21 protein-coding genes are annotated in these 26,335 nt (G+C 69.5%); 4 read left to right on the forward strand and 17 right to left on the reverse strand.

The window, feature by feature from the left end; translation table 11 throughout:
* Positions 1-33: 33 nt before the first annotated feature.
* From LAJ50_RS05095 to LAJ50_RS05160, 14 genes are all read right to left on the reverse strand, one after another.
* On the reverse strand, positions 34-693 hold the full coding sequence (locus LAJ50_RS05095) for a protein-L-isoaspartate O-methyltransferase (protein ID WP_130550836.1): 660 nt from the start codon (positions 691-693) through the stop codon (positions 34-36).
* Positions 694-846: 153 nt separating this feature from the next.
* Positions 847-1,518 (reverse strand): TetR/AcrR family transcriptional regulator, encoded by a 672-nt coding sequence (locus LAJ50_RS05100; RefSeq protein WP_138652175.1) that lies wholly within the window; start codon positions 1,516-1,518, stop codon positions 847-849.
* Positions 1,519-1,632: 114 nt separating this feature from the next.
* Positions 1,633-2,715: a 3-isopropylmalate dehydrogenase gene (gene leuB / locus LAJ50_RS05105; protein WP_138652173.1), complete on the reverse strand. Its 1,083-nt coding sequence runs from the start codon at positions 2,713-2,715 to the stop codon at positions 1,633-1,635.
* The gene (leuD, locus tag LAJ50_RS05110; protein ID WP_138652171.1) at positions 2,705-3,283 is read right to left on the reverse strand and encodes a 3-isopropylmalate dehydratase small subunit; all 579 of its coding nucleotides are present in this window, start codon (positions 3,281-3,283) and stop codon (positions 2,705-2,707) included. Before leuD ends, leuB begins: the two co-directional genes overlap by 11 nt.
* Positions 3,283-3,477 carry a hypothetical protein gene (locus tag LAJ50_RS05115; protein WP_130516990.1) on the reverse strand — a complete coding sequence of 65 codons (195 nt, stop codon included), beginning with the start codon at positions 3,475-3,477 and terminating at the stop codon, positions 3,283-3,285. Before LAJ50_RS05115 ends, leuD begins: the two co-directional genes overlap by 1 nt.
* Positions 3,477-4,907 carry a 3-isopropylmalate dehydratase large subunit gene (gene leuC / locus LAJ50_RS05120; protein ID WP_138652168.1) on the reverse strand — a complete coding sequence of 477 codons (1,431 nt, stop codon included), beginning with the start codon at positions 4,905-4,907 and terminating at the stop codon, positions 3,477-3,479. Before leuC ends, LAJ50_RS05115 begins: the two co-directional genes overlap by 1 nt.
* The gene (locus tag LAJ50_RS05125; RefSeq protein WP_130550842.1) at positions 4,904-5,713 is read right to left on the reverse strand and encodes a class I SAM-dependent methyltransferase; all 810 of its coding nucleotides are present in this window, start codon (positions 5,711-5,713) and stop codon (positions 4,904-4,906) included. Before LAJ50_RS05125 ends, leuC begins: the two co-directional genes overlap by 4 nt.
* Positions 5,710-7,272 (reverse strand): 2-isopropylmalate synthase, encoded by a 1,563-nt coding sequence (locus tag LAJ50_RS05130; RefSeq protein WP_130550843.1) that lies wholly within the window; start codon positions 7,270-7,272, stop codon positions 5,710-5,712. The genes LAJ50_RS05125 and LAJ50_RS05130 overlap by 4 nt, the downstream gene beginning before the upstream one ends.
* 130 nt (positions 7,273-7,402) lie before the next feature.
* Complete coding sequence (locus tag LAJ50_RS05135) at positions 7,403-7,666, reverse strand: ACT domain-containing protein (RefSeq protein ID WP_130550844.1); 264 nt, start codon at positions 7,664-7,666, stop codon at positions 7,403-7,405.
* Entirely contained in the window at positions 7,650-9,374 is a 1,725-nt protein-coding gene (gene ilvG, locus LAJ50_RS05140; protein WP_138652166.1) for an acetolactate synthase 2 catalytic subunit, read from the reverse strand. Before ilvG ends, LAJ50_RS05135 begins: the two co-directional genes overlap by 17 nt.
* The gene (gene ilvC, locus LAJ50_RS05145; protein ID WP_130550846.1) at positions 9,371-10,384 is read right to left on the reverse strand and encodes a ketol-acid reductoisomerase; all 1,014 of its coding nucleotides are present in this window, start codon (positions 10,382-10,384) and stop codon (positions 9,371-9,373) included. The genes ilvG and ilvC overlap by 4 nt, the downstream gene beginning before the upstream one ends.
* A gap of 313 nt (positions 10,385-10,697) precedes the next feature.
* Positions 10,698-12,230: a BCCT family transporter gene (locus LAJ50_RS05150; protein WP_130550847.1), complete on the reverse strand. Its 1,533-nt coding sequence runs from the start codon at positions 12,228-12,230 to the stop codon at positions 10,698-10,700.
* Positions 12,231-12,506: 276 nt separating this feature from the next.
* A complete protein-coding gene (locus LAJ50_RS05155; protein WP_224096483.1) occupies positions 12,507-14,423 on the reverse strand; it encodes a S9 family peptidase in 1,917 nt (638 codons plus the stop codon).
* A 393-nt stretch (positions 14,424-14,816) separates the two neighbouring features.
* The gene (locus tag LAJ50_RS05160; RefSeq protein ID WP_130550848.1) at positions 14,817-17,858 is read right to left on the reverse strand and encodes a TonB-dependent receptor; all 3,042 of its coding nucleotides are present in this window, start codon (positions 17,856-17,858) and stop codon (positions 14,817-14,819) included.
* 345 nt (positions 17,859-18,203) lie between these two features.
* Between LAJ50_RS05160 and LAJ50_RS05165 the strand changes: the two genes are divergently transcribed.
* Positions 18,204-18,890, forward strand: a complete 687-nt coding sequence (locus tag LAJ50_RS05165) for an ion channel (RefSeq protein WP_130550849.1) — start codon at positions 18,204-18,206, stop codon at positions 18,888-18,890.
* Positions 18,891-19,024: 134 nt separating this feature from the next.
* Here LAJ50_RS05165 and ppa read toward each other — a convergent pair whose 3' ends face one another.
* Together ppa and LAJ50_RS05175 are read right to left on the reverse strand one after the other, a co-directional pair.
* Positions 19,025-19,564 (reverse strand): inorganic diphosphatase, encoded by a 540-nt coding sequence (gene ppa, locus LAJ50_RS05170; RefSeq protein WP_130517015.1) that lies wholly within the window; start codon positions 19,562-19,564, stop codon positions 19,025-19,027.
* A gap of 123 nt (positions 19,565-19,687) precedes the next feature.
* Positions 19,688-21,721 carry a sodium-translocating pyrophosphatase gene (locus tag LAJ50_RS05175; protein ID WP_130550850.1) on the reverse strand — a complete coding sequence of 678 codons (2,034 nt, stop codon included), beginning with the start codon at positions 21,719-21,721 and terminating at the stop codon, positions 19,688-19,690.
* Positions 21,722-22,211: 490 nt separating this feature from the next.
* Here LAJ50_RS05175 and LAJ50_RS05180 point away from each other — a divergent pair, with 490 nt between their 5' ends.
* Complete coding sequence (locus LAJ50_RS05180; protein WP_130550851.1) at positions 22,212-22,724, forward strand: hypothetical protein; 513 nt, start codon at positions 22,212-22,214, stop codon at positions 22,722-22,724.
* A gap of 36 nt (positions 22,725-22,760) precedes the next feature.
* Here LAJ50_RS05180 and LAJ50_RS05185 read toward each other — a convergent pair whose 3' ends face one another.
* Positions 22,761-24,017, reverse strand: coding sequence for a 6-phosphofructokinase (locus LAJ50_RS05185; protein ID WP_130550852.1), 1,257 nt, complete (start codon positions 24,015-24,017; stop codon positions 22,761-22,763).
* A gap of 133 nt (positions 24,018-24,150) precedes the next feature.
* On the opposite strand from LAJ50_RS05185, the gene LAJ50_RS05190 reads away from it, so the two are divergent.
* Complete coding sequence (locus tag LAJ50_RS05190; RefSeq protein WP_130550853.1) at positions 24,151-24,717, forward strand: adenylate kinase; 567 nt, start codon at positions 24,151-24,153, stop codon at positions 24,715-24,717.
* A 122-nt stretch (positions 24,718-24,839) separates the two neighbouring features.
* Positions 24,840-26,282: a UDP-N-acetylmuramate:L-alanyl-gamma-D-glutamyl-meso-diaminopimelate ligase gene (gene mpl / locus LAJ50_RS05195; RefSeq protein ID WP_130550854.1), complete on the forward strand. Its 1,443-nt coding sequence runs from the start codon at positions 24,840-24,842 to the stop codon at positions 26,280-26,282.
* Positions 26,283-26,335 lie beyond the last annotated feature (53 nt).

Raw genomic sequence — 26,335 nt, forward strand, 5'->3', positions numbered from 1 at the left:
GGGATTTCCTTGAAAGTTTTTTGTGGCGAGCGCTTAGAACACGAAGGCGGGGACCGGCGCCGCACCGACCAGGTAGCCCAGCGCGTCGGTCTCGAACAGGGACTCGATGCGGCTGCCGCCGTCCTGCTGGTGCACCAGCACCGCCTCCATGGCCGGCGAGCGGCCGCGCACCACGAACAGGCGCCCACCCGGGCGCACGAAATCCATGAAGCGCGGCGGCAGCGTGTCCACTGCGGCGGTGATGCAGACCGCGTCGAACTTGCGGTCGGAGGTCCAGGCCAGCGCGTCTGCGGTTTCGATCCGCACGTTGCTGCCAAGTCCGGTGGCCTGAAGGTTGGCCTGGGCGAAGGCGGCCAGCTCGGGATGCAGTTCCAGGCTGACGACCTCGCGGCCCAGCGTGGCCAGGCAGGCGGTGAGGAAGCCGCTGCCGGTGCCGATCTCCAGCACGTCCTCGCCCGGCTGCACGTCCAGCGCCTGCAGGACGCGGCCCTCGACCACCGGCTTCATCATGCGCTGGCCATGGCCCAGCGGCAGTTCCAGGTCGGCATAGGCCACGGCGCGGTGCGCCGGCGGCACGAAGGCCTCGCGCGGCAGGGTCGCCAGGGCGTCCAGGACGCGGGGCTCCAGCACGTCCCAGGGACGGATCTGCTGTTCCACCATGTTTTCGCGGGCTTGGGCGTAGTTGATCGTCATGGGCGTGCTCGGGGGGCGTTTCGTTCTGCCGGGGCGGGCATTCTAGCGGCGTGGGGCCGTGCCGGCTTGCGGAGCATCGCCGCCGCGCCCGGGGCGGGCGCAGTGCCGGAAGTCACCGGACCGGAAGTCATGGCAGCGGGCGGCGGGCCAGGTTCAGCGGCGGGCATAGGCGCGCAGGAACATGTCCACCGTGGCGTCCAGGTGGCGGTCGATCTCGCCCGCTTCCAGCCGGCCCAGCAGGCCACACATCATGCGGCCATAGAGTTCGCCCTTGAGCAGGGTGAAGAACTGTCCGGCGGCCACGTCGATGTCCTCGATCTCCAGATGCCCCTGCGCGACCTGCTCACGCAGCAGCAGGGCGAAGCTGTCGTGGGTGCGCTTGGGGCCCGATTCCCAGAAGATCTGACGCAGGTGCTCGTCGGCCTGGGTGCTGGCCAGCAGGGTGCGGTGGGTGTTGATGGCCTGCTCGCTGGTGACCATCGCGAAGAAGCCCTCGGCGATCTGCCGCAGCTGCGCGCGCACGCCGACATTGCCCTGCACCTTGAAGGTGGCATCGGGCAGCAGCTCCTCGCAGAGGTTGCGGATCGCCTCGGAGAACAGCGACTCCTTGTCGCCGAAATGGCTGTAGACGGTCAGTTTGGACACGCCGGCCTCGGCCGCGATCCGGTCCATGCTGACGCCGGCGAAGCCTTCGCGCGCGAACAGCGCCTTGGCCGCCTCGAGGATCGCCGCGCGCTTGGCCAGGTCCTTGGGACGGCCCGGGCCAGACGGCGTCGTGCTGCGGGAGGAGTCGGAAGACACGGTAAGCGGGGCCTGCGGAACCATCGCGCAATACTAGACCAGACGGTTCGATATTTACAGTCTCCGCGCCCCTGGCGGGCGCGGACGTCATCGTCGCGTCAGGTTTCCACGGGGCCGGCGGCCGGCCCCGGGGCAGGCTCAGGCGCCCTGGCGGGCCGGCTGGCGTTCGAGCTGGGCCAGGACCGCGTCGGTCGCCTGCGTGGTGCCCAGCGCCTGGCCGGGCCCGGCCAGGTCGGCGGTGAAGGCGCGCGCCTCCAGGGCGGCGTCGACGGCCTGTTCGACGCGCAGGGCCTCGGCTTCCAGCCCGAGCGAATGGCGCAGCAGCAGCACGGCCGAGAGGATCGTGGCGTAGGGATTGGCGATGCCCTTGCCGGCGATGTCCGGGGCCGAGCCATGGATCGGCTCGTACAGGCCCACCCGGCCCTCGCCAAGCGAGGCCGACGGCAGCAGGCCCAGCGAGCCTGCCAGCATCGAGGCCTCGTCGGTGAGGATGTCGCCGAACATGTTCTCGGTGACGATGACGTCGTACTCGCGCGGCTTGGACAGCAGGTGCATGGCCATCGAATCGACCAGCTGGTGCTCCAGGGCGATGTCCGGGAACTCCTCGCGGCCGACCCGCGCGGCCACCTCGCGCCACAGGCGCGAGGTCTCCAGCACGTTGGCCTTGTCCACCGAGGTGACCTTGCCGCGACGCGCGCGGGCCAGGCCGAAGGCGCTGCGCAGCACCCGCTCGACCTCGGCCACCGAGTAGCTGCACAGGTCGCTGGCCGCCTCGGCGGTGCGGGTCTTGTCGCCGAAGTAGATGCCGCCGGTCAGCTCGCGCACCACGACGATGTCCACGCCGGCCAGCAGGTGCGGCTTGATCGGCGAGGCGTCCAGCGCAGCCGGATGCGGTCGCACCGGACGCAGGTTGGCAAACAGGCCCAGCGCCTTGCGGATCGCCAGCAGGCCCTGCTCGGGCCGGACCTTGGCGTTGGGGTCGGACCACTTGGGCCCGCCGACCGCGCCCAGCAGCACGGCGTCGGCCTGCTGGCAGGCGGCGGTGGTGGCCTCGGGCAGCGGTACCCCGTGGCGGTCGATGGCGATGCCGCCGATGTCGTGCTCGGCGAAGGTGAAATCGTGGCCGTGCTGGCTGGCCACGGCCTTGAGGACGGCGACGGCGGCCGCGGCCACTTCCGGGCCGATGCCGTCGCCGGGCAGGACGACGATGTCAGCGTGCATGGGCGGCCTCGTAGCGGGCGATCTCGGGGACGCGGGCCAGCAGGTAGCCCAGCTGATCGACGCCTTCGAGCAGGCAGGTCTGCGAGAAGCCGTCCAGGGGGAACGCATAGACGCGCCCGTCGGGCGTGCGCAGCTCGCGCGCGGCCACGTCGATGGTCAGCTCGTCGTCCGGACGCTCCATCAGCGCCTGCACGTCGGCCTCGGCCAGCACCACCGGCAGCAGGCCGTTCTTGAGACTGTTGCCGCGGAAGATGTCGGCGATCTCGCTGGACACCACGGCCTGCAGCCCCAGATCGGTCAGCGCCCAGGGCGCGTGCTCGCGCGAGGAGCCGCAGCCGAAGTTGCGCCCGGCCAGCAGGATGGAGCGGCCGGCGTTCTCCAGCTGGTTGAAGGCGAAGTCCGGGTTGGGCGTGCCGTCAGCCTGCCAGCGCCAGTCGTTGAAGGCGTTGCGGCCCAGGCCGGCGCGCTCGGTGGTGGATAAAAAGCGCGCCGGAATGATCTGGTCGGTGTCGATGTTGGTCGAGCGCAGCACGACGGCCTTGGAGGTGATGGTGTGGATACCTGCCATCACGCGGCCTCCTCGCTGCCGCCCAGGGCGAAATCGGCCGGCACGTCGGTGACCTCCGCGGCGGGCAGCGCCTCGGGCGCGGGCGCGTCCTGGCGCGGGCGCAGCGGCGTGTCGCGCACGCTGCGGGCCAGCGCGCTGGCGACCGTGGCGGTGAAGGCCACGTGCGCGGCCTGGTTGGATTCGGGACTGGACATCAGGCCACTTCCTTGGATTCGGTTGTTGCGAACAGATCACGCACATCGCTGACCCGGCCGTTGACCGCGGCCCAGGCCGCGCTCAGCGGCGAGGCGAGCAGGGTACGCGAGCCGGGGCCCTGGCGGCCCTCGAAATTGCGGTTGGAGGTGGACACGGCCAGCTCGCCGGGTGCCACCAGATCGCCGTTCATGGCGATGCACATCGAGCAGCCCGGCTCGCGCCACTGCGCGCCGGCGGCACGCACGATGGCGTCGATGCCCTCGGCCTCGGCCTGGCGCTTGACGATTTCCGAGCCCGGCACCACCAGCATGCGCACGCCGTCGGCGACCTTGCGCCCGGCCAGCACGCGGGCGACCTCGCGCATGTCGCGCAGGCGGCCGTTGGTGCACGAGCCGACGAACACCACGTCCACCTTGGCACCTTCCACGCGCTCGCCGGCATGGAAGCCCATGTAGTCCAGGCCCTTCTGCGCGGCCGCGTCGTTGGCGGCGGGGATGGCCGCATCGACAGCGATCGCCGTGCCCGGGTGCGTGCCCCAGGTCAGGGTCGGGCGGATGTCGGCCGCGTCGATCACCACGTCGGCATCGAAACGCGCGCCCGCATCGCTGCGCAGGGTCTTCCAGTAGGCGACCGCGGCGTCGAAGTCCGCGCCCTTGGGTCCGCGCGGGGTGGCCGCGACGTAGTCGAAGGTGATCTGGTCGGGCGCGACCATGCCGGCGCGCGCGCCGGCCTCGATGGACATGTTGCACAGGGTCATGCGCTGCTCCATGTCCATCGCCTCGATGGTCGAGCCGCGGAACTCCAGCACATGGCCGGTGCCGCCGTTGACCCCGATCACGCCGATGATGTGCAGCACCACGTCCTTGGCGCCCACGCCCGGCGCCAGTGGCCCGTCGACGGTGATCGACATGGTCCGCGGCTTGCGCTGCAGCAGGCACTGGGTGGCCAGGACGTGGCCGACCTCGCTGGTGCCGATGCCGAAGGCCAGCGCGCCGAACGCGCCGTGGGTGGAGGTGTGGCTGTCGCCGCAGACGATGGTCATGCCGGGCTGGGTGAAGCCCTGCTCGGGGGCGATGACGTGGACGATGCCGCGGTTGGCCGAGCCCATGTCGAACAGCTCGATGCCGTACTGCGCGCAGTTGGCTTCCAGCGTCTGCACCTGCTTCTCGGCCGCGGCGGTGTAGTAGGGCAGCCGCCCGTCGGCGCCGGCCGGCAGCGTCGGCGTGGAATGGTCCATCGTCGCCTTGGTCCGGTCCGGGCGGCGCTGCGCCAGGCCGCGCGCGCGCAGTTCGGTGAAGGCCTGCGGCGAGGTGACCTCGTGGATCAGGTGCAGGTCGATGTACAGCACCGCGGGCGCGGTGTCGCTTTCGGGAACCACGACATGCGCGTCCCACAGCTTGTCGAACAACGTACGGGGGGCGGAACTCATTGCGGATGGCCTTGCGTTGAATGCGGGGTCGGGGAGCGGCGCGCGCTGAAGCGCAGGCGCACGTAATCGGCATGCCACTGGCCGGCGGTATCGCACAGCGCCGGGCGCAGCAGCGCCTCGGTGTCGGCCAGCACGCGTGTGCGGGTGTCGGCGTCGAGGCCGCTCAGGAAGGGATCGGCGAAGGTCTGCAGCCAGCCGGTCATGCCGGTGGGCAGCGGCGTCGGGCGCGGGATCAGCGCAATCTGCACGACCTCGAACCCATGCTGCGCCAGTCGCGCGGCGTACTCCTCGGCCGTGGGAAAGAACCAGGCGAAGGCCGGCGCGCCGGCGCCATTGGCCTGCAGCGCCGCGCGCAGCGCGGTGGTGATCGCCGCCACGTTGCCGTGGCCGCCGAACTCGGCGACGAAGCGGCCGCCGGGCTTGAGCGCGCGCCGCACGCCGTCCAGCACCGCGTCGGGCTGGCGCATCCAGTGCAGCGCGGCGTTGCTGAAGACCGCATCGAAGTCGCCCTCGAAGGTCAGGGCGTGCCCGTCCATCACGCGCGCATCGATGCCGCGCTCGATGGCGGCGGCGACCAGCTCGGGCGAAGCATCCACGCCCACCACGTCCGCACCGGCCTGGACCAACTGCGCGGTCAGCACGCCGTCGCCGCAGCCCAGGTCCAGGATGCGCTCGCCAGGTCGGGCATCGAGCAGCGCCAGCAGCGGGGCGCCCAGCGCCGGGACGAAGCCGGCGTTGCGCGCGTAGCGGGCCGCGTCCCACGCCTGGCCCGCGGCGGAGGCGGCCGTGTGCGTGGCCGGGCTCATGCCGCGGCGGCTTCGCTCGGTGCCGGCGCGTGCTGGCGCTGGCGCAGCAGGCGGTTGGCCACGTCCAGCCAGGCCAGCGCGCTGGCTTCGATGATGTCCTTGGACGTGCCGGTGCCTTCGTACTCGATGCCGTCGGCGCGGACGGAGAGGCTGGCCTCGCCGCGCGCGTCGGCGCCGATGCCCACGCTGTGCACCTGGTAGCTGTCCAGCTCCAGCTTGACGCCGGTGGCGGCCGAGAGCGCGCCGAACAGCGCGTCGACCGGGCCATTGCCCTGCGCGGTCTCGGCCACGCGGTTGCCTTCCGGGTCGGACAGTTCGACCAGCGCGTTGGCACGGCCGCCGACATCGGAGATGGTCATCGAGGCAAGGCGGTAGCCGTCGCTGACCGCGGCGTCCTGCATCAGCATCTGCAGATCGGCATCGCCGACCACGCGCTGGCGCTCGCACAGGCCCTTGAACTGCTCGAACACCAGCTTCAGCTCGTCCTCTTCCAGCAGGTAACCCAGCGCGCGCAGGCGCGCATCGACCGCGGCACGGCCGCTGTGGCGGCCCAGCACCATCTGCGTGTCCGGCCAGCCCACGTCCTGCGGCCGCATGATCTCGTAGGTGCCGCGGTGGCGCAGCATGCCGTGCTGGTGGATGCCCGACTCGTGGGCGAAGGCGTTGGTGCCGACCACCGCCTTGTTGCGCTGGACCGGCATGCCGATCAGGCGCTGCAGCAGCTGCGAGGTCGGCACGATGCGCGGGGTCTGGATGCCGGTGTCGAAGCCGTAGAAGGCGTTGCGCACCTTCAGCGCCATGGCGATCTCCTCGATGGCGCAGTTGCCCGCCCGCTCGCCGATGCCGTTGATGCTGCCCTCGATCTGGCGCGCGCCGGCCTCGGCGGCGGCCAGCGAGTTGGCCACGGCCAGCCCCAGGTCGTTGTGGCAGTGCGCGCTGAAGACCACCTGGTCGGCGCCGCTTATGTCGGCCACGCCGGCGATCACGCGCCGGAACATGTCGCCGATCTCCTCCGGGGTGGTGAAGCCGACGGTATCGGGCAGGTTGATGGTCCGCGCGCCGGCGGCGATGGCGGTGCGGGCGACTTCGATCAGGTAGTCGATCTCGGTGCGGGTGGCGTCCTCGGCGGAGAACTCCACGTCATCGACGTAGCCGCGCGCCAGGGTCACGTGGCGGTGTACCGATTCCAGCACCTGCTCCTTGCTCATGCGCAGCTTGTGCTCGCGGTGCAGCGGGCTGGTGGACAGGAACACGTGCAGGCGCGGGTTGGCCGCCGCTTCCAGCGCGCGGGCGGAGGTCTCGATGTCGCCGGCCAGGCAGCGCGAGAGTACCGCCAGGGTCGGCGTGCGGATCTCGCGCCCGATCAGCGCCATGGCCTGGCGGTCGGATTCGGAGCTGGCCGGGAAGCCGGTCTCGATGATGTCCACGCCCAGCTCGGCCAGGGCGCGGGCCATCACCAGCTTCTGCTGCGGGGACATGCTGCAGCCGGGGGACTGCTCGCCATCGCGCAGGGTGGTGTCGAAAATTCGGACGGTGTCGGTGGATACGGCGGTGTTCATACGAAGGGATCCTCTACGGCGACGGCCGGGCGGATGGCCGTGGGACGGCGCGGGGTCTGGAAGGCGATGCGGCGTGCGGGGCGGCGCGCGGGGCGCGGTGCCGACGGGACGGAAAGGGCGAGGGCGAGGATCATGCCGCCACCCCGGTCACGGCCGCGGCCGGCGGCTCGATGCAGATGGCGACCGACTCGCAGTCGTACACCTTCTCCAGCTGATGGCGCAGGGTCTCCATCGGACGGGTGCCCTCGATGTGCATGCCCAGCTCCCAGCGGCCGTCGGCGCGCGGCACGGCATGCACCGCGCGCGGGGCGAAACCACGGCGCTCGACCATGCCGATCACACGCACCAGGGCGCCTTCGGCCGAGCTCACGATCAGATCAAGCCGGTAATGCATGGGACTGGGGCTCCGGTGCGGCCTTGGCGGGGTTGGATTCCAGCATCGAGCTGTTGGCGTGGTTGGGCGGCACCAGCGGCCAGACGTTGGCCTTGATGTCGATGCTCACGTGCAGCAGCGCCGGGCCGGGCGTGGCCAGCAGTTCGGCCAGGGCGTCGTCGACCTGTTCGCGCGCGGCGATGTGCCGGGCGGGGATGCCGAACACGCGGGCCAGCGCGGCGAAGTCCGGGTTGTCGGACAGGTCGATCTCGCTGTAGCGCTCGGCGAAGAACAGCTCCTGCCACTGGCGCACCATGCCCAGCGCGGAGTTGTCCAGCAGCACGATCTTCACCGGCAGCTTGCAGCGCGCGATGGTGACCAGCTCCTGCACGTTCATCATGAAGCCGCCGTCGCCGTTGACCAGCACGACCGTGCGCTCCGGGCAGGCGAACTGCGCGCCCATCGCCGCCGGCAGGCCGAAGCCCATCGTGCCCAGCGCGCCGCTGGTCAGGTGGTGGCGCGGGTGGTTGAACTTGCAGTGCTGCGCCACCCACATCTGGTGCTGGCCGACGTCGCTGGTGATGATCGCGTCGGCCGGGGCGACCTCGCTCAGCCGCTTCAGCAGCGCCGGGGCATAGATGTCCGTGCCCGGGGCGTCGTAGCGGAAGCCGAAGCGCTCGCGGTTGGCCGCGCACTTGGCCTTCCATGCATAGCAGGCGCTGCGCGCGCCGCTCAGCGCGCGCAGGCCGCTGGCCAGATCGCCGGGGATGGCGATGTCGGCCGTGCGCAGCTTGGAGATCTCGTAGGCGTCGGCGTCCAGGTGGATGACGCGGGCGAACGGAGCGAACTCGGCCAGCTTGCCGGTGGCGCGGTCGTCGAAGCGCGCGCCGACCACGATCAGCAGATCGCTCTCCTGCACGGCCATGTTGGCCGCGCGGGTGCCGTGCATGCCCAGCATGCCCAGGTAGTTGCCATGGTTGGCCGGCAGCGCGCCCAGGCCGCGCAGGGTCAGCACGGTCGGGATGCCGCTGGCCTCGACGAACTGGCGGAACGCCTCGACCGCATTGCCCAGCGCGATGCCGCCGCCGCCGTAGACCACCGGCTTCTCGGCCCCGGCGATGGCCGCCAGTGCCTCGGCGATGGCGGCCTCGGACGGCGCCGGCGCCGGCGCGACCGCGGCCGGCACGTGGTCGGGCAGGTGCGAGGCATCGCTGATCTGCACGTCCTTGGGCAGGTCGATCAGCACCGGGCCGGGGCGGCCCTCACGGGCGATGCGGAAGGCCTCGGCGAACACCCGCGGCAGGTCCTCGACCCGGCGCACCAGGAAGCTGTGCTTGACGATCGGCATGGTCATGCCGAACACGTCCAGCTCCTGGAAGGCGTCGGTGCCGATCAGCGGGGTGGCGACCTGGCCGGTCAGGCACACCATCGGCACCGAATCGAGCATCGCATCGGCGATGCCGGTGACCAGATTCGACGCGCCCGGGCCGGAGGTGGCCACGCACACGCCGACCTTGCCGGAGGCGCGGGCGTAGCCGTTGGCGGCCAGCGCCGCGCCCTGCTCATGGCGCACCAGGATGTGCTTGAGCGCCGAGTCCACCAGCGCATCGTAGAACGGCATGATGGTCCCGCCGGGGTAGCCGAAGATCGTGTCCACGCCCTCGGTTTCCAGGGCGTGGGCGATCCAGCGGGCGCCATTGCCTGGGGCAGTGGCGGTCGGTGCGTTCATGCGGCGGCGGCCTGTGGTTGCGCTGCGGGCTTGGGGGCGTTGTCGGCCAGCCACACCATCTTGGCGCGCAGCTGCTTGCCGACCACTTCGATCGGGTGCTCCAGGTCGGCCTGCTTGAACTTCTTGTAGTTCGGCAGGCCCGCTTCGTACTCGGCGACCCAGTTCTTGGTGAAGGTGCCGTCCTGGATGTCGGTCAGGACCTCCTTCATGCGCGCCTTGGTCGAGGCATCGATCACACGCGGGCCGCTGACGTAGTCGCCGTACTGCGCGGTCTCGGAGATGAACTCCAGCATGCGGGTAATGCCGCCTTCGTAGAACAGGTCCACGATCAGCTTCAGCTCGTGCAGCACTTCGTAGTAGGCGATCTCGGGCTGGTAGCCGGCTTCCACCAGGGTCTCGAAGCCGGCCTGCACCAGCGAGGACGCGCCGCCGCACAGCACGGCCTGCTCGCCGAACAGATCGGTCTCGGTCTCTTCCTTGAAGGTGGTCTTGATGATGTTGGCGCGGGCGCCGCCCAGGCCGGCGGCATAGGCCAGCGCGTACTGCTCGGCCTTGCCCGAGGTGTCCTGGTAGACCGCGTAGATGCACGGTACGCCGCGGCCGATCTCGTACTCGCGGCGCACCAGCGCGCCCGGGCCCTTGGGCGCGACCAGGACCACGTCCAGGTCCTCGCGCGGGGCGATCATGCCGAAGTGCACGTTCAGGCCATGGGCGAACAGCAGCACCGCACCCTGCTTCATGTTCGGCGCCAGCACCTCGTTGTACAGCTGCTTCTGCACCATGTCCGGGGTCAGCACGGCGACCAGGTCGGCGTCCTTGACCGCCTCGGCCGGCGACTTGACCAGGAAGCCATCGGCCTTGGCCTTGGCTTCGGTCGGGCCGCCCGGGCGCAGGCCGACCGTCACATCGAAGCCCGACTCGCGCAGGTTCATCGCATGGGCGCGGCCCTGGCTGCCGTAGCCGACGATGGCGATGGTGGGCTGGGGGAGGTTGGAGGTCGAAGCGGTCATGGGCGGCGTTCCTGTCTGGCTGAAAGTTGGGGTTGAAACTTTTGAAGGGGCTGAAAGCACGAAACCCCGCACTTCGCAGTGCGGGGTTTCGTCAGGGTTTCGTGTGCTTGCTGCTTACACGACCGTCCGTCCCGCACCGTGAGGCGAGTGGATAAGTACGAGCACGAGGAGCGAAGCCGCGGCGTGCGCGGTCTGCTGGGCGGTCGTGATCGGACGGAAGGCGTTCATCAGGCGGGCAGAAAACCATGCCCGCCGCGGGGCTGTCAAGCGCGGATTTCGTTGCCTGGGAAACCGTGCCGCGTGCCGGCGGGCCTCAGCGCTCCCGTTCGCGTTCCAGCCACTGCGCGATGGCCCGGCGGTCGCGCTGCAGGCGCCGCTGCTGGTCCTGGTACTCCTGGTCCAGCGCGCGGTACAGGGCGAGGATCACCAGCACCATCAGCAGGGCGAAGGGCAGGGCGGCCACGGTGATCATCGCCTGCAGCGCCTCCAGGCCGCCGACCAGCAGCAATGTGGCGGCGATCAGGGCGATGGCCGAGCCCCAGACGATCTTGCGCGACAGCGGCGGGTCTTCGGCCTTGTCGTAGGACATGCTGGCCAGCACCAGCACGGCCGAGTCGGCCGAGGTGACGAAGAAGATCGACAGCAGCAACAGCGCCAGGCCGGACAGCAGCCAGGACAGCGGCAGGCCGTCGAACATCGCGAACAGGACCGTCTCGTAGCCCTGCGCCAGCGCCGCGGCCAGATCGACATGGCCGAACAGCTGCGCCCACAGCGCCGCGCCGCCGAAGGTGGAGAACCACAGGAAGCCCAGCAGGCTCGGGGCCAGCACCACGCCGAACACGAATTCGCGGATGCGACGGCCATAGGACACCCGCGCGATGAACGCGCCCACGAACGGCGCCCAGGCGATCCACCAGGCCCAGTAGAAGATCGTCCAGGTCGCCACCCAGGTCGAACGCGAGAACGGCGACATGCGCAGACTCATGTTGACCAGGCTGTTGAGATAGCTGCCCAGGGTGGTGGTGAAAGTGTCGAAGATGAAGCTCGTCGGCCCCAGCACCAGCACGAAGGCCAGCAGCAGCGCGGCGAGGCCGACGTTGAAGTTGGACAGCCACTTGATGCCGCGCTCCACGCCGGTGACGCTGGAGGCCATGTACAGCACGAAGGACACCGCGATGACGGTCAGCTGCACCGGCGCGGAGGCATGGATGCCGAACACCCGCTCCAGGCCCGCGGCGATCTGGATGGTGCCGAAGCCCAGCGTGGTGGCCACGCCGATGGTGGTGGCCACCACCGCGGCGATGTTGACCAGGTGGCCGATCCAGCCCTCATGACGGCGGCCGAGCACCGGCTCGAGCAGGTCGCTGATCAGCCCGCGTCCGCCGCGGTTGAACTGGAACCAGGCCATCGCCAGCCCGATCAGCGCGTACACCGACCACGGATGCAGGCCCCAGTGGAAGAAGGCGTAGCGCATCGCCGCGCGCGCGGCGTCCATGCTGCGCGGCTGCAGCCCCTCGGGTGGGGTGATGAAATGCGACAGCGGCTCGGCCGCGCCCCAGAACACCAGCCCGATGCCCATGCCGGCGGCGAACAGCATCGACAGCCAGCTGGCGTTGGAGAACTGCGGCTGCGCATCCTCGCCGCCGATACGCAGGTCGGCGAAGCGGCCCACGCACAGGAACAGCAGGAACACCAGCGCGGCGAACACCACCAGCAGATACAGCGAGCCGGCCGCGCCGATGGTCTGCTTCAGCGCCGCCTGCATCACCGCGTTGAACGCATCGGGCGCGATGCCGGCGGCGGGCACCAGCGCGATGACGATGAACAGCGAAATCCTGTAGACCATGGCCGGCTCCGTGCGTGCGGCCCGCCCACCGGCCGCCGCGAAAAGTGCTGCACGGTACAGCCGCGGCAGTGATCGGCACGTGGCGACGCGAGGAACGCCCATTGCGGACGCAGCGTCGACCCGGTTCGCGGGTCTCACGCCCCGCGCGGGTGTCGGGGCAGACAACTCCCTCCCTCATTCCCGCGGAAGCGGGAGTCCATGGCTGTCGCGCCCTCGCATGCGCGCCGTCCGTGGCGCGCGTTCTCAGCAATGACGACAGCGGTCGTGCAGCGCCCGCTAGTGCGCGCCGTCCCCGATATGCGCATCCAGGAAGGCCTGCAGCTGATTGAAGAAGGCGATCGCATTGGCCTCGTTGTAAAAGCCATGGCCTTCGTTGGGCACCGCCATCCACTGCGGCGGATGACCGGCAGCGGTGAGCGCGGCCCGCATCGCCTTGGCCTGGGCGAAGGGTGCGCGCTCATCGTCCTCGCCGTGCGCCAGCAGCACCGGCACGGTGATCTTGCCGGCCAGGCTCACCGGCGAGTTGGCCGCCAGCTCGGCCGCGTCGCGCCCGATCACGCGCTGCAGATAGCGGCGGCCCGACTCGGTGCGCTTGATGTCGCCCTTGCTGTACATCATGTCCAGATCGTAGATGCCGGCCAGGCCGACCGCGCACTGGAACATCCCCGGCGCGCGCGCCACCGTCATCATCGCCGAATAGCCGCCGAAGCTGCCGCCATAGACGCACACGCGCTTGGGGTCGGCCATGCCCTGGGCGATGGCCCAGCGCACGCCGTCGAGCAGGTCGTCCTGGATACGCGTGCCCCACTTGAGGTAGCCGGCCTCCTTGAAGGCCGCGCCGCGCCCGCCGCTGCCGCGGTAGTTGATCTGCAGCACCAGGTAGCCGCGGCTGGCCAGGAACTGCGCGTCGGTATCGAACTCCCAGTCGTCGCGGATGCCATGCGGGCCGCCATGTGGCAGCAGCACCATCGGCAAGGCCTTGGGGTCGCGCACGCCGGCCGGCACGGTGACGATCGCCTCTAGGGGCAGGCCATCGCTGGCGGTGAAGCGCTGCACGCGCCGTTCGCCCATCCGCTCAGGATCGATGCCCTCGCGGGGCGTCAGCAGGCGGCTCAGCTTGTTGTTCCCGCGGTTGAGCAGGTACCACGCGCCCGGATCGCGATCGCTGTCGATGAACAGCAGCACGACCTGGCCGTCCTGGCTCTGGTTGACGAACTCCACGTGCTTGCCCGGCAACGCCTGGGTGAGCGCCTGATGCAGCTGCGCGTCGGGCGAGCTGGTGTCGAAGTAGGTGAAACGGCTCGGCCCGCGCCCGGCCTGCGCGGCGAACGGCACCGCCGGCGCGTGGGTCCACTGCAGATCGCTCACGCTGGCGAAGTCGTCCCGCGCCAGGACCTGCAGGTTGCCGCCCTGCGGATCACTGCGGACCAGCTCGGCCGGCCCGCCCTTGCGGCTGCGCCAGGCGTAGACCTGGCGATCGTCGGGGCTGAAGGCGAAGGGCTGCCACAGGTCCGCCTCGCTGGTCGCCATGGGCTGCCAGGCACCGTCGTCGCCGGCGCGATACAGCAGCGGCTCGTCGTCGTCGTTGGTGCCGATGGCGAAGCGCGGCTTGCCGGCATGGTCGAGCACGAAATCCAGGTCCGGCACGTCGATGTCGGCGACCAGGCGGAAGGTGACCTTCTCGGTGTCCACGTCGTAAAGCATCGAGCGCCGCGCCTCGAACGAGAGCTGGCGCAGGTAGAAATGGCCGTTGGGGACCTCCGGCACGCCTTCGATGTAGCCGAAGCCGCGATCCAGCGTCGACCTGGCCGCGCGCTGCTCGTAGCCGTAGATGTACTTCTGTCCGGTGCCGTCGAAATTGCTGGCGATGACCTCGCCGTTGGGGCGGGGCTTTTCCAGGGAGCCGACCTTGCGCCCCTTGGCGATCACCAGCCGGGTGTTGCTGACCCACTGCACCTGGGTGGCCAGCTCGTAGCGCGGGAACTTCAGCAGCGCGGTCTGCACCATGTCCGACAGGCGGTAGACCGCCAGCGCGGACAAGCCATGGTCCAGATCGACCGAGGCCGCCAGGTACTTGCCGTCGGGCGAGAGCATCGGATCGGACAGCTTGTTCGCCTGCGCGAATGCTTCCACCGGCACCGGCTCGGCCGGCCAGGCCGGCAGGCAGGCGCACACCATCACCGCGGCCGTCATGGCCCGCTTCCATGCCTTCATCGTCGCCCCTTGTCGTGTTGTCGCCCATGCCGGGCATCTATCCCCGCCAAAACGATAGCGCAAAGCCGCGGGCGCGTGAATGCGGCGAGGCCTGCGGCAGGAGGAGGGTCTCGTCGACCTGCCGGGGCCGGCGAAAGCATTCGCCGACCAGCCTCGACCCGGCCGGGCACGGCTTCTCGGCTCGGTCCGCCATCCATGGCGGACCGAGCCGCCGCGGGCTATCCCTAAGCCCGCTGTCCTTCCGAGCGCCGGACCACGTACCCCGCCGCAATTCGTCGACGGTCGAAGAAAAGCAAAAGACCCCGCCGGTTGCCCGGCGGGGTCTGTCTTGCTGCTTCTGGACGGGCTCAGACCGACGCCCGATCAAACCACTTAGAAGTCGTACTGCACCTGGAAGCGCACATAGCGCGGGGTGGTGTAGTACTTGCCCAGCTTGTAGCTGTTGTAGGTCTCGCCGTACTGGGTGTCTTCCTTGGTCTCGTACACCTGCAGCGGCTTGACCGAGTTGAACAGATTCAGCACCGACATCTGCAGGCTCAGGCCATTGGCCCACTGCGGCTTGTAGACCACGTTCGGGTTGACGGCCCAGGTCCACGGCGTGCGACCGGCGGTGCCCTGCTTGGCGATCTCGCCATTGCAGTAGTGGAACACGCCGCCGTAGCCGTACTCGGTGCCGAAGGTGCCGGTGCCGCCGCCCAGGCAGCTGATCGGCGCGCCCGACTGGACCTGCAGATCAACACCCATCGACCACTCGTCGGTGAAGTTGTACGCACCGTACGCCTTCAGCGTGTGGCGGTGGTCGTTGAACAGATAGCCATCGGCGCCGTACATGATCTCGGCGAAGTCGAAGTCCGAGGTCGTGCCGGTGTCGGACTGGCCGTTGGTGCTCTTGACCAGACCCTCGTAGTTGCCGCTGAGCTTGGACCAGGTGTAGTTGATGCTGGCGTACCACTTGTCGGTGGCCTTCTCCGCGCTCAGGGTCAACGCCTTGTAGTAGCGCTTGGCCTTGGGACCCAGGGCGCTGCCGTCGACGTGGATGTTGTCGGCCTTGCCGTCGCCATCGACATCCAGCGTGATGTTCAGGTCTTCGCCCGGGTTGTACAGGTAGCAGCCAGGCAGACCGTCCGGAATCGTCCACTGGTCAGCCCAGTGACCGGCCACGTCGTAGCCCTGCGCCTGCGCGGCGTTGTAGATCGCACGCACATCGCAGGTATCGTCGATGGCCTGGTTGATGCGACGGTAGGTGGCCTTGGCCCCCAGCGTCCAGCCGTCGACGAAGCTGTTGTCCGAGTGCAGCAGCTGCTGGTAGCCCAGGATGGCCTCGTCCTGCGTATAGGGCTTCAGGCCCTTGCTGGCCACGGCCTTCGGGTCGGGCGCCACACCGTTCTCGCCGTTGATGACGTAGTCGGCCGAGCCGCCGCGGAAGGGCGCGGTGTTCAGCGGCGCGCCGCTGACCGGATCGATGCCGTCATAGGTGTAGTAGTTGACGGTGTAGAACGAGGCGCTGGCGGCGCGCAGGGCGACGTTGGCCGCGATCGGCAGCGAGTAGCGGCCCAGCGAGCCGAACAGCTTGCTGTCGCCGTTGCCGGCCACATCCCACGAGAAGCCCAGGCGCGGCTGCCAGATGTCGTCCTGCTTGACGAAGGTGGTGCCCGAGCTGTTCTTGTTGTCGAACGAGTCGTTGCGGATGCCGCCGTACAGCATGAAGTTGTCGGTGATCTGCCAGTTGTCCTGCAGGTACCAGGACTTCTGGTCGATCTTGACGCCGCCGCCGGTGCGGAAGTTGATCAGGCGCGCGTAGCCGTCGTACAGGCGCCAGTAGCCGCCGGAGGAGTACGCCGTGCCCGAGGTCGACTTCCACTGCTCATCGCTGTAGCCGAAGGCCACCTTGTGGTCGCCCAGCTGCCACTCGAAGTCGGCCTTGTAGCTGTCGCGGGAGTTCTTGCCGCCTTCCATGCCCACGCTCTGGGCCACGGCGCAGCCGATCTTCGTGCCGGTCTGGTCGATCACGTAGGGGCAGTCGCCGATGGGGCCGAAGACGTTGCCGTCGTACGAGCTGTGCTTGCCGTCGGGGCTGATGGTGAACTGCGAATCCTTGTTGCGCATCTGACCGTACTGCAGCGCCATGGTCAGGTTGTCGGTCAGGTAGCTGGTCCACTTGAAGATGTCGGTCTGGCCGCCGCTCTTGCCGACCAGCTGGCCGTTGTAGTCGGTCTTGGCCGGATGGTCATCGGCGCCGTAGGCGGCGTTGTAGTAGTCGTAGGTGTAGCGGCTGCCGTTGTCGAAGCCGGTGTATTCCAGGTGGTTGGCGTCGTTGAGGTACCAGTCCAGCTTGACCAGCCAGTAGGGCGTCTTGGACTCATAGTCCTGCGCGCTGGTGGAGCGCGAGGCCGTGGACGGCGACAGGGTCGGATTGCCATCGGCGTCCAGTTCGGTCTGCACGTCCGAGCGCGCGCCGTAGGAGGTGGTGTTGCTCTTGTCGAACTCGGCCAGCGCGAAGACGAACAGCTTGTCCTTGATCAGCGGACCGCCGATCCAGCCGGTGTAGGTGTTGGAGGCGCTGTAGTTGTTGTGGTAGCTGCGGAAGATCTGGTCGTCGCTGTTGCGATAGACGTTGGGCACGCTGGCGCGCAGGCTGTCCGGCACGCTGGTCCAGCTCAGGCCGCCGTGCCATTCGTTGGTGCCGCGCTTGACGTTGACGCTGGTCACGCCGCCGGTGGAGAAGCCGTACTGCGCGCCGTAGCCGCCGGTCTGCACGTCCAGCTGGTCGATCGCCTGGAAGGGGACTTCCGAGAACGACAGGCTGTCGTAGAGGTTGGTGATGTTGAAGCCGTTGACGTAGTAGCTGTTCTCGGCGGCCGAGGCGCCGCCGAAGGAGGCGTTGCCGAAGTAGCCCGAGCTCTTGACCGTGCCCGGGGTCAGCAGCGAGACGCTGGTGATGTCGCGCGGCACCGGCAGGGCATTGAGCTGCTCGGCGGTGAAGGTGGTGCGCGACTCGACGCTGGACAGGTCGATGCCGTTGACGTTCTTCATGCCGCGCACGACCACGGTGTCCAGGCTCTTGGCGGAGCTACCGCCGGCCGCATCGGCGAACTCGGCGTTGACCGTCTGGCCGGCCACGACGGTGACGGTCTGGCTGGAGGCGGTGCCGTCGGCGCCGGTCAGGGTGACGGTGTAGGTGCCGGTGGGCAGCGCGGGGATGCGGAAGCGGCCGTTGGCGTCGACCGGCACCTGGCGCGAGACGCCCGAGGCGGAACTGGTGATCTGCACGGTCTGGCCGGCGACGGCAGGCGCGGTACCCGCGATGTTGCCGGCGGTGCTCTGCGCGTAGGCCGCGCCCTGCGCCAGCGCGGCGCCGAGTACGAGGGCCAGCGCGGTGCGGCGCAAGGCGTGGTGACGATTGCTGTGGCTCATGTGAGTGTGGCTTCCCAATAAAGGCATCGAGGCAAGAACGCCCTCCGGGGCCGGCCTGCGGGACGCGGGCGCGGTGAAGGGCGAAGACAAAGCGCGCGCCGCGTAACGGTCGTCCAACGGAGCGCGAACGGGAACTTAACGAGATAGTTCGCCGGATGTGTGGCGGCTTGTGTCGATGAATCTGTAATTTGCCTGATTCCGGCAAAAATGAATTTTAATGAAACTAAAAGTGCGCTAATTAGTGACGGAATCGTTATTTTTGAACGTCGGGAAAAGTTCTGACCCTTTCGACAGGCCGTGACGGCCGCACGCTTACGATGCGATCCCGCACTGCAAGACCGTCCCATGCGCCTGGATGCCCGTTCCCTGCGTCGACACCCCTCTGCGATGCTGCTGATCGTCCAGCTGGCCGGGGTGCTGCTCTATCCGGCTATGAACGACACCCGCACCGGCCAGGCGCTGCTGGGCGCCTTCGGCATCCTGGTGCTGGCCCTGGCGCTGTGGGTCGTCAACCGCAGTCCCGCGGTGAACTGGATCGCCTGGCTGCTGGCGCTGCCCTCGGTGGCCTGCTCGCTGCTCGGGGTGACCCGGCAGTTGCCGGGCCTGGTGACCTTCGCCCAGGCCATGGAGTGCCTGCTGTACTTCTACACGGCCGCCAGCCTGATCGCCTACATGCTGGACGACCATCGGGTCACCAGCGACGAACTGTTCGCCGCGGGGGCCACCTTCACCCTGCTGGCCTGGGCATTCGCGTTCGCCTTCTCCGTGTGCCAGCAGTGGTACCCGGGCAGCTTCAGCGCCAATGGCGTGACCAGCGGCACGCGCAGCTGGATGGAGCTGCTGTACCTGAGCTTCAGCGTGCTCTCGGCCGTGGGGCTGAGCGACATCGTGCCGGTGCTGCCGCAGGCGCGCGCGCTGGTGATGCTCGAGCAGTTCGCGGGGGTGATGTACATCGCGCTGGTGGTCTCGCGCCTGATCGCGCTGACCACGCTGCGGGTGCGCGCGCAGCGCGGCGACCGGTCCGACGGTTGAGCCACGCGCTACGACGCGCGGCATTGCCACGCATCGGTCCGGCAGGCGGAGTCCGTTCACCCGCCCGGCACTTCGCGAACGCCATCAAAAAAGGCGCCCTCGCGGGCGCCTTTCGCTACGACGGCTGGCCTGGATCAGGCCTTGTCGTGGCCCGCGTCGCGCGCGATGGCGTCCAGCAGGATCTTCTTGGCTTCGTCGGCGCCGCCCCACCCGTCGATCTTGACCCACTTACCCTTTTCCAGGTCCTTGTAGTGCTCGAAGAAGTGGCCGATGCGCTCCAGCCAGTGGCCGCTGACCTGGGCGATGTCGTTGATGTGCGAGTAGCCGCTGAAGACCTTCTCCACCGGCACGGCCAGCAGCTTCTCGTCGCTGCCGGCTTCGTCGCTCATGCGCAGCACGCCGACCGGGCGGCAGCGGATGACCGAGCCGGGCACCAGCGGCAGCGGCAGCACCACCAGCACGTCGGCCGGGTCGCCGTCGCCGCACAGGGTATGCGGCACATAGCCGTAGTTGCAGGGGTAGCGCATCGGGGTGGACAGGATGCGGTCGACGAAGATCGCGCCGGACTCCTTGTCCACTTCGTACTTCACCGGCTCGGAATCCTTGGGGATCTCGATGATGACGTTGATCTCGTCCGGCGGATTCTTGCCGGTGGGGACGCTGCCCAGGCCCATGCGCTGCTCCAATGCTTTGAGGTGATCGAAAGTGGACGGCATTCTAGCGCAGCGGTGCTGCAACGCAGCGCCAACGCTCCGGGAGCGGCGTCCAGGGCGTCGGGCGGCGTCGGCGCCGGTGGCTCAGCCCAGCAGCGGGATGATCAGCAGCGCCACGATGTTGATGATCTTGATCAGCGGATTGATCGCCGGGCCCGCAGTGTCCTTGTACGGGTCGCCGACCGTGTCGCCGGTGACCGCGGCCTTGTGCGCCTCGCTGCCCTTGCCGCCGAAGTGGCCGTCCTCGATGTACTTCTTGGCGTTGTCCCAGGCGCCGCCGCCGGTGGTCATCGAGATGGCCACGAACAGGCCGGTGACGATGGTGCCGATCAGCAGGCCGCCCAGCGCCTGCGCGCCCAGCACCAGGCCGACGATGATCGGCACCACCACCGGCAGCAGCGAGGGCACGATCATCTCGCGGATGGCCGCGCGGGTGAGCAGGTCGACCGCGGCGTGGTACTGCGGCTTGCCGCTGCCGTCCATGATCCCGGGGATCTCGCGGAACTGGCGCCGCACTTCCTCCACCACGCTGCCGGCGGCGCGGCCCACCGCTTCCATGGCCATGGCGCCGAACAGGTAGGGGATCAGGCCGCCGATCAGCAGGCCGATGATCACGCGGTGATCGGACAGGTCGAAGCTGTAGGCCGATCCGGGGTGCGCGGCGGCCAGGTTGTGGGTGTAGTCGGCGAACAGCACCAGCGCGGCCAGCGCCGCCGAGCCGATCGCATAGCCCTTGGTCACCGCCTTGGTGGTGTTGCCGACCGCGTCGAGCGGGTCGGTGACCGCACGGACCTCGGCCGGCAGCTCTGCCATCTCGGCGATGCCGCCGGCGTTGTCGGTGATCGGGCCGTAGGCGTCGAGGGCGACGATCATGCCGGCCATCGACAGCATCGCCGTGGCGGCGATGGCGATGCCGTACAGGCCGCCGAGCGCGTGCGCGCCCCAGATCGCCAGGCATACGGCGACCACGGGCAGGGCGGTGGATTTCATCGACACGCCCAGGCCGGCGATGATGTTGGTGCCATGGCCGGTGGTGGAGGCCTGCGCGACGTGCTGCACCGGCTTGTACTGGGTGCCGGTGTAGTACTCGGTGATCCACACGATCGCGCCGGTGAGGACCAGGCCGATCAGGGCGCAGCCGTACAGCGGCAGGGCGCCGATGGCCGAGTCGCGCATCAGGGCGGTGGTGATGGGGTAGAAGGCGATCGCCGCCAGCACCGCCGAGACGATCACGCCCTTGTACAGCGCGCCCATGATCGAGCCGCCGGCCTTCACCCGCACGAACAGCGCGCCGATGATCGAGGCGATGATCGACACCCCGCCCAGCACCAGCGGGTAGAGGATCGCGTTCGCGCCGGCCTGCGCGGCCATCAGCCCGCCCAGCAGCATGGTCGCGATCACCGTGACCGCGTAGGTCTCGAACAGGTCGGCGGCCATGCCGGCGCAGTCGCCCACGTTGTCGCCGACGTTGTCGGCGATCACCGCCGGGTTGCGCGGATCGTCCTCGGGGATGCCGGCCTCGACCTTGCCCACCAGGTCGGCACCCACGTCCGCGCCCTTGGTGAAGATGCCGCCGCCCAGGCGCGCGAAGATCGAGATCAGCGACGAGCCGAAGGCCAGGCCGACCAGCGCATGCAGCGCCTGCTCGGTCGGGACGTGCAGCACATGGGTCAGCAGCGCCCAGTAGCCGGCCACGCCCAGCAGGCCCAGCCCCACCACCAGCATCCCGGTGATCGCCCCGCCGCGGAAGGCCACGTCCATCGCCGGGCCCATGCCCTGGCGCGCCGCCTCGGCCGTGCGCACGTTGGCCCGCACCGAGACGTTCATGCCGATGTAGCCGGCCGCGCCCGACAGCACCGCGCCCAGGGCGAAGCCGATCGCGGTCGGCCAGCTCAGGAAGACGCCGACCAGCACGAACAGGACCGCGCCGGCGATGGCGATGGTCAGGTACTGGCGATTGAGATAGGCGCGCGCGCCTTCCTGCACGGCCGCGGCGATCTGCTGCATGCGCGCATTGCCGGCCGGGCGCGAGAGCACCCAGCGCGACGAGACGATTCCGTACAGGATGGCGATCGCCGCGCATGCCAGCGCCAGCGCAAGACCGTAGTGTTCCAGCATGACCCCTCCCAAGGCAGATGGACCGGTTCGCCGCGCGCATCGACACGCGTGGCGCCGAGGACGGGCATCGGTCGACGCCCGTTGGCCCCAGTGTAGGCCTGCCTACGGTCCAGGCGATGACGCAGTGCCGCGAGGCGTCGAGGCTTGCCTCAGGCGCGATGCCCGGGCCTCGCATGCGGCGGGTTGGGCGCAGACTGCCGCATGCCTGCCGATCTGGCGGGCATGCCTGGCCTGGGCATGCGCGTACGCGTGCTCACCCCTTCCTTGTGAGGCACGCCCCGACAGTCGATGCGTCGTCGGAGTGCGGCGTGCGGTGAAGGACCGCCACATGCGGCCTTCGAGGCGCGTCGTGCTTGCGGGCCCTGCATGACAGGCCCGTCCGCGAGGTTCAGCACCGTATGCGTGGGGTGAACACCGGGTCGATCCGGCGTTCAGCCGGCGCGTGCCAGCCTGCCGCCCCGTTTCCGTTGACCAACCAAAGGACGCGCCCATGTCCGCATCCGCTTCGCGCCTGGCCCTGGCCGGCCTGCTGTGCATGCCGCTGATGGCCCTGGCCCAGCAGGCCCCCGAGATCCAGCGGCCAGTCGGCACGCCGCAGGCCAACGGCGTACTGCACACGCTGCGGCAGATCCCCGAGGCCTGCACCCGCATCGAGGGCCGCTTCACCGGCGAGGCCGCCCAGCCCTATGCGATGAACCTGGTGCGCACCAGCGCCAGCTGCCAGGCGCGCGCGGCGTTCATGGACTACGACAAGGTCCAGCCCAGCGCCGCCAAGGGCTGGAAACTCAACGACATCATCAAGGTCCCCTCGGCCAGCTGCGCCGGCCAGCAGGCGGTGGTGCAGGTGTGGCGCAAGCCGGCCGGGCAGGAGTTGCAGCTCGACGGCCAGGAGCGCGCCCGCCTGTACCTGCAGGACGCCAAGGCCCAGGCCCAGGCCGGCAAGCTGGCCGCGCTGCCGGCGTATGCGGCCAAGCTGGACGTCGAGGGCAAGCCCTGCCGCTGAGCCCGCGTTGCAGGGTCTGGGAGTGGACGTCGGGTCTTAGCCTTCCCAGGCGGGGAGCCTGGGCTTCACCGCCACGTTCTTCAGCGTCACGTATTTCGGCAGGCCATCGCGGCCGTAGGCGAGCGGGGCCTCGCCCTGGATCAGCGGCGCCAGGTAGGTCCGCGCCCGCGCGGTGATGCCGAAGCCGTCCTTGCGGATGAAGCCGGCCGGCATGGTCTTCTCGTGGTTGGCGACCTTGGACAGCGGTGCCGGGGCGATCTTCCAGCGATAGGGCGCGTCGGCCGTGCGCACGATCACCGGCATGACCGCGTTGTGCCCGGCCAGCGCGTACTGCACGGCGGCCTTGCCCACGGCCTGGGCCTGTTCCCAGTCGGCCTTCGAGGCGATGTGGCGGGCCGAGCGCTGCAGGTAGTCAGGCAGCGCCCAGTGCACCTTGTAGCCGAGCGCGGCCTTGACCTTGCCGGCCAGGGTCGAGGCCACCCCGCCCAGCTGCGCATGGCCGAAGGCGTCGGTGCCGCCGCCGGCGTCGGCGACGAAGCGGCCGTCGGCGTCGCGGATGCCTTCGCTGGCCACGACCACGCAGTAGCCCACGCGCTTGACCACCTTGTCCACCTGGGCCAGGAAGGCGGCCTCATCGAACGGCCGTTCCGGGAACAGGATCAGGTGCGGCGCCTCATTGGGACTGCTGCCGGCCAGGCCCGCCGCCGCCGCCAGCCAGCCGGCGTGGCGGCCCATGGCCTCGTAGACGAAGACCTTGGTCGAAGTCTCCGCCATCGCCGCCACGTCCAGTGCGCATTCGCGCACCGATACGGCGGTGTACTTGGCCGCCGAGCCGAAGCCGGGGCAGGTGTCGGTGACCGCCAGGTCGTTGTCGATGGTCTTGGGCACGCCCACGCAGGTCAGCGGATAGCCGAAGGCCTGGGCCAGCTGGGAGACCTTCCACGCGGTGTCGGCCGAGTCGTTGCCGCCGTTGTAGAGGAACCAGCGCACCTCATGGGCCTTGAGCACCTCCAGCAGGCGTTCGTACCGGGCGCGGTCGGCCTCCAGCGACTTGAGCTTGACCCGGCACGAGCCGAACGCCCCGCCCGGTGTCTGCGCCAACGCCGCGATCGCCGCGGCCGACTCCCTGGAGGTGTCGATCAACTCCTCGCGCAGGGCGCCGAGGATGCCGTTGCGCGCCGCCAGGACCTTGACCTTGTGGCGCCTGGCTTCGCCGATAACGCCGGCGGCGGTGGCATTGATGACGGCGGTGACGCCGCCGGACTGCGCATACAACAGGGTAGGAGCCGCCATGGTCTTTCCTGGGGTCTGGACCGGATGCGGTAAGCTTCCCACATCGATGCGCCGGTCGCGTCGGCGCCGCCGTCCGCCTGGCTGCCCGCTCCGGCCTCCCAAGTTTCCTCATTGAGATTGCTGGAGTGACACCATGCGACTGGTTCTTCTGGGACCGCCCGGATCGGGCAAGGGCACGCAGGCCGCGCGCCTGAAGGACTTCCTCAAGGTTCCGCACATCTCCACCGGCGACCTGCTGCGCGCCGAAGTGGCGGCCGGCACCGACCTGGGCAAGCAGGCCAAGGCGGTGATGGATGCGGGCAACCTGGTCTCCGACGAGATCCTGCTGGGCATGCTCGAATCGCGCCTGGCCCAGCCCGACGTGGCCAACGGCTTCATCCTGGACGGCTATCCGCGCAACCTGGCCCAGGCCGACGCGCTGAACCAGCTGCTGGCCCGCATCGGCCAGCCGATGGACGCGGCCGTGCAGCTGGACGTGCCGACCGATCTGCTGGTCGAACGCATCGCCGGCCGCGCCAAGGCCGAAGGCCGCGCCGACGACAACCCCGAGTCGGTGCGCAAGCGCCTGCAGGTCTACGAGGACAGCACCGCCCCGGTGATCAACTTCTACAAGCAGCAGGGCCGCCTGACCGTGGTCGACGGCGTGGGTGAACTGGACGAGGTCACCCAGCGGCTGACCGAGGCGCTGGGCAAGCGCTAGCCAAGGCGAGGAACGCGTGCAGAGGAACAAGGAACGAGCACAGGCACGACCGATGTGAGTTCCCTCGTGCTTCGCGTCTCCTCGTTCCTCGTTCCCATCCACTCGCTCCCGCCCTACAGCCCATGAGCAAACTGCACATCCTCGGCATCGCCGGCACCTTCATGGGCGGCGTGGCGGCGCTGGCGCGCGAGCTGGGCCACACCGTCGAAGGCAGCGACCAGGCGATCTATCCGCCCATGTCCACCCAGCTGGAGCGGCTGGGCATCGAGCTGGCGCAGGGCTATCGGCCGGGCAACATCTCGCCGGACTGCGACACGGTGATCGTCGGCAACGCGCTCTCGCGCGGCAACGCGGCGGTGGAGGCGGTGCTCGACTCGGGCCGCGCCTATACCTCCGGCGCGCAGTGGCTGAGCGAGGCGGTGCTTCCCGGGCGCACCACGCTGGCCGTGGCCGGCACGCACGGCAAGACCACCACCACCACGATCCTGGCCTACCTGCTGGAGGCCGCCGGGCGTGCGCCGGGCTTCCTGATCGGCGGCGTGGCCGAGGACTTCGGCGTCTCGGCGCGGCTGGGACGTGTGGCCGCCGAGCCCTCGTCCGACGCTGCGCGCCACCTTCTCCCCGCCGGAGCGGGGGACGATGCCCCCGCGGCCGACCGGCCGCTTTTCGTGGTCGAGGCCGACGAGTACGACACGGCCTTCTTCGACAAGCGCAGCAAGTTCGTGCACTACCGCCCGCGCGTGGCGATCCTCAACAACCTCGAGTACGACCACGCCGACATCTTCCCCGACGTGGCCGCGATCCAGCGCCAGTTCCATCATCTGGTACGCACCGTGCCGGGCCACGGCCGGCTGATCGTCAACGGCGCCGATGCGCGCCTCGAGGAAGTCCTGGCGATGGGCTGCTGGACGCCGGTGGAGCGCTTCGGCTTCGATGCGGCGCTGGACTGGAGTGCACGCCTGATCCAGGCCGACGGCAGTGCCTTCGCCGTGCTCAGGCGCGGGGTGGAAGTGGGCCAGGTGCACTGGCCGCTGGTCGGCCGGCACAACGTGCTCAACGCCCTGGCCGCGCTGGCGGCGGCAGCGGCGGTCGGCGTGGACATCGCCGGCGTGATGCCGGCCCTGGCCGACTTCCGCGGCGTCAAGCGCCGGCTGGAGGTGATCGGCAACGCCCGCGGCGTCACCGTGTACGACGATTTCGCCCATCACCCCACGGCCATCGCCACCACGCTCGAAGGCCTGCGCGCGAAGGTCGGCCAGGCACGGATCGTGGTGGCGATGGAGCCACGCAGCAATTCGATGCGGCTGGGCGCGCACGCCGACGCGCTGGCGCCGTCGCTGGAGGGCGCCGATGCGGTGGTGTTCCTGCACCGGCCCGAGCTGGCCTGGGATGCCGGCAAGGTGATCGCCTCGGTCCGCGGCCAGGCGCAGGCAGTGCCCGACAGCGATGCGCTGGTCGCCGCGCTGCGCGCGCTGGCGCGCGAGGGCGACCACGTGGTGTTCATGTCCAACGGCGGCTTCGACGGCGCGCCGCGGCGCTTCCTGGCGTCCCTGCAGCAGGCGTGAGGGCAGGAGCGTGAGCGGCGGCAGGCTCGGCCGCCGTCGCCCGCTTCTCTTCC

It is taken from the genome of Pseudoxanthomonas sp. X-1 (assembly GCF_020042665.1).
Lineage (GTDB): Bacteria > Pseudomonadota > Gammaproteobacteria > Xanthomonadales > Xanthomonadaceae > Pseudoxanthomonas_A > Pseudoxanthomonas_A spadix_A.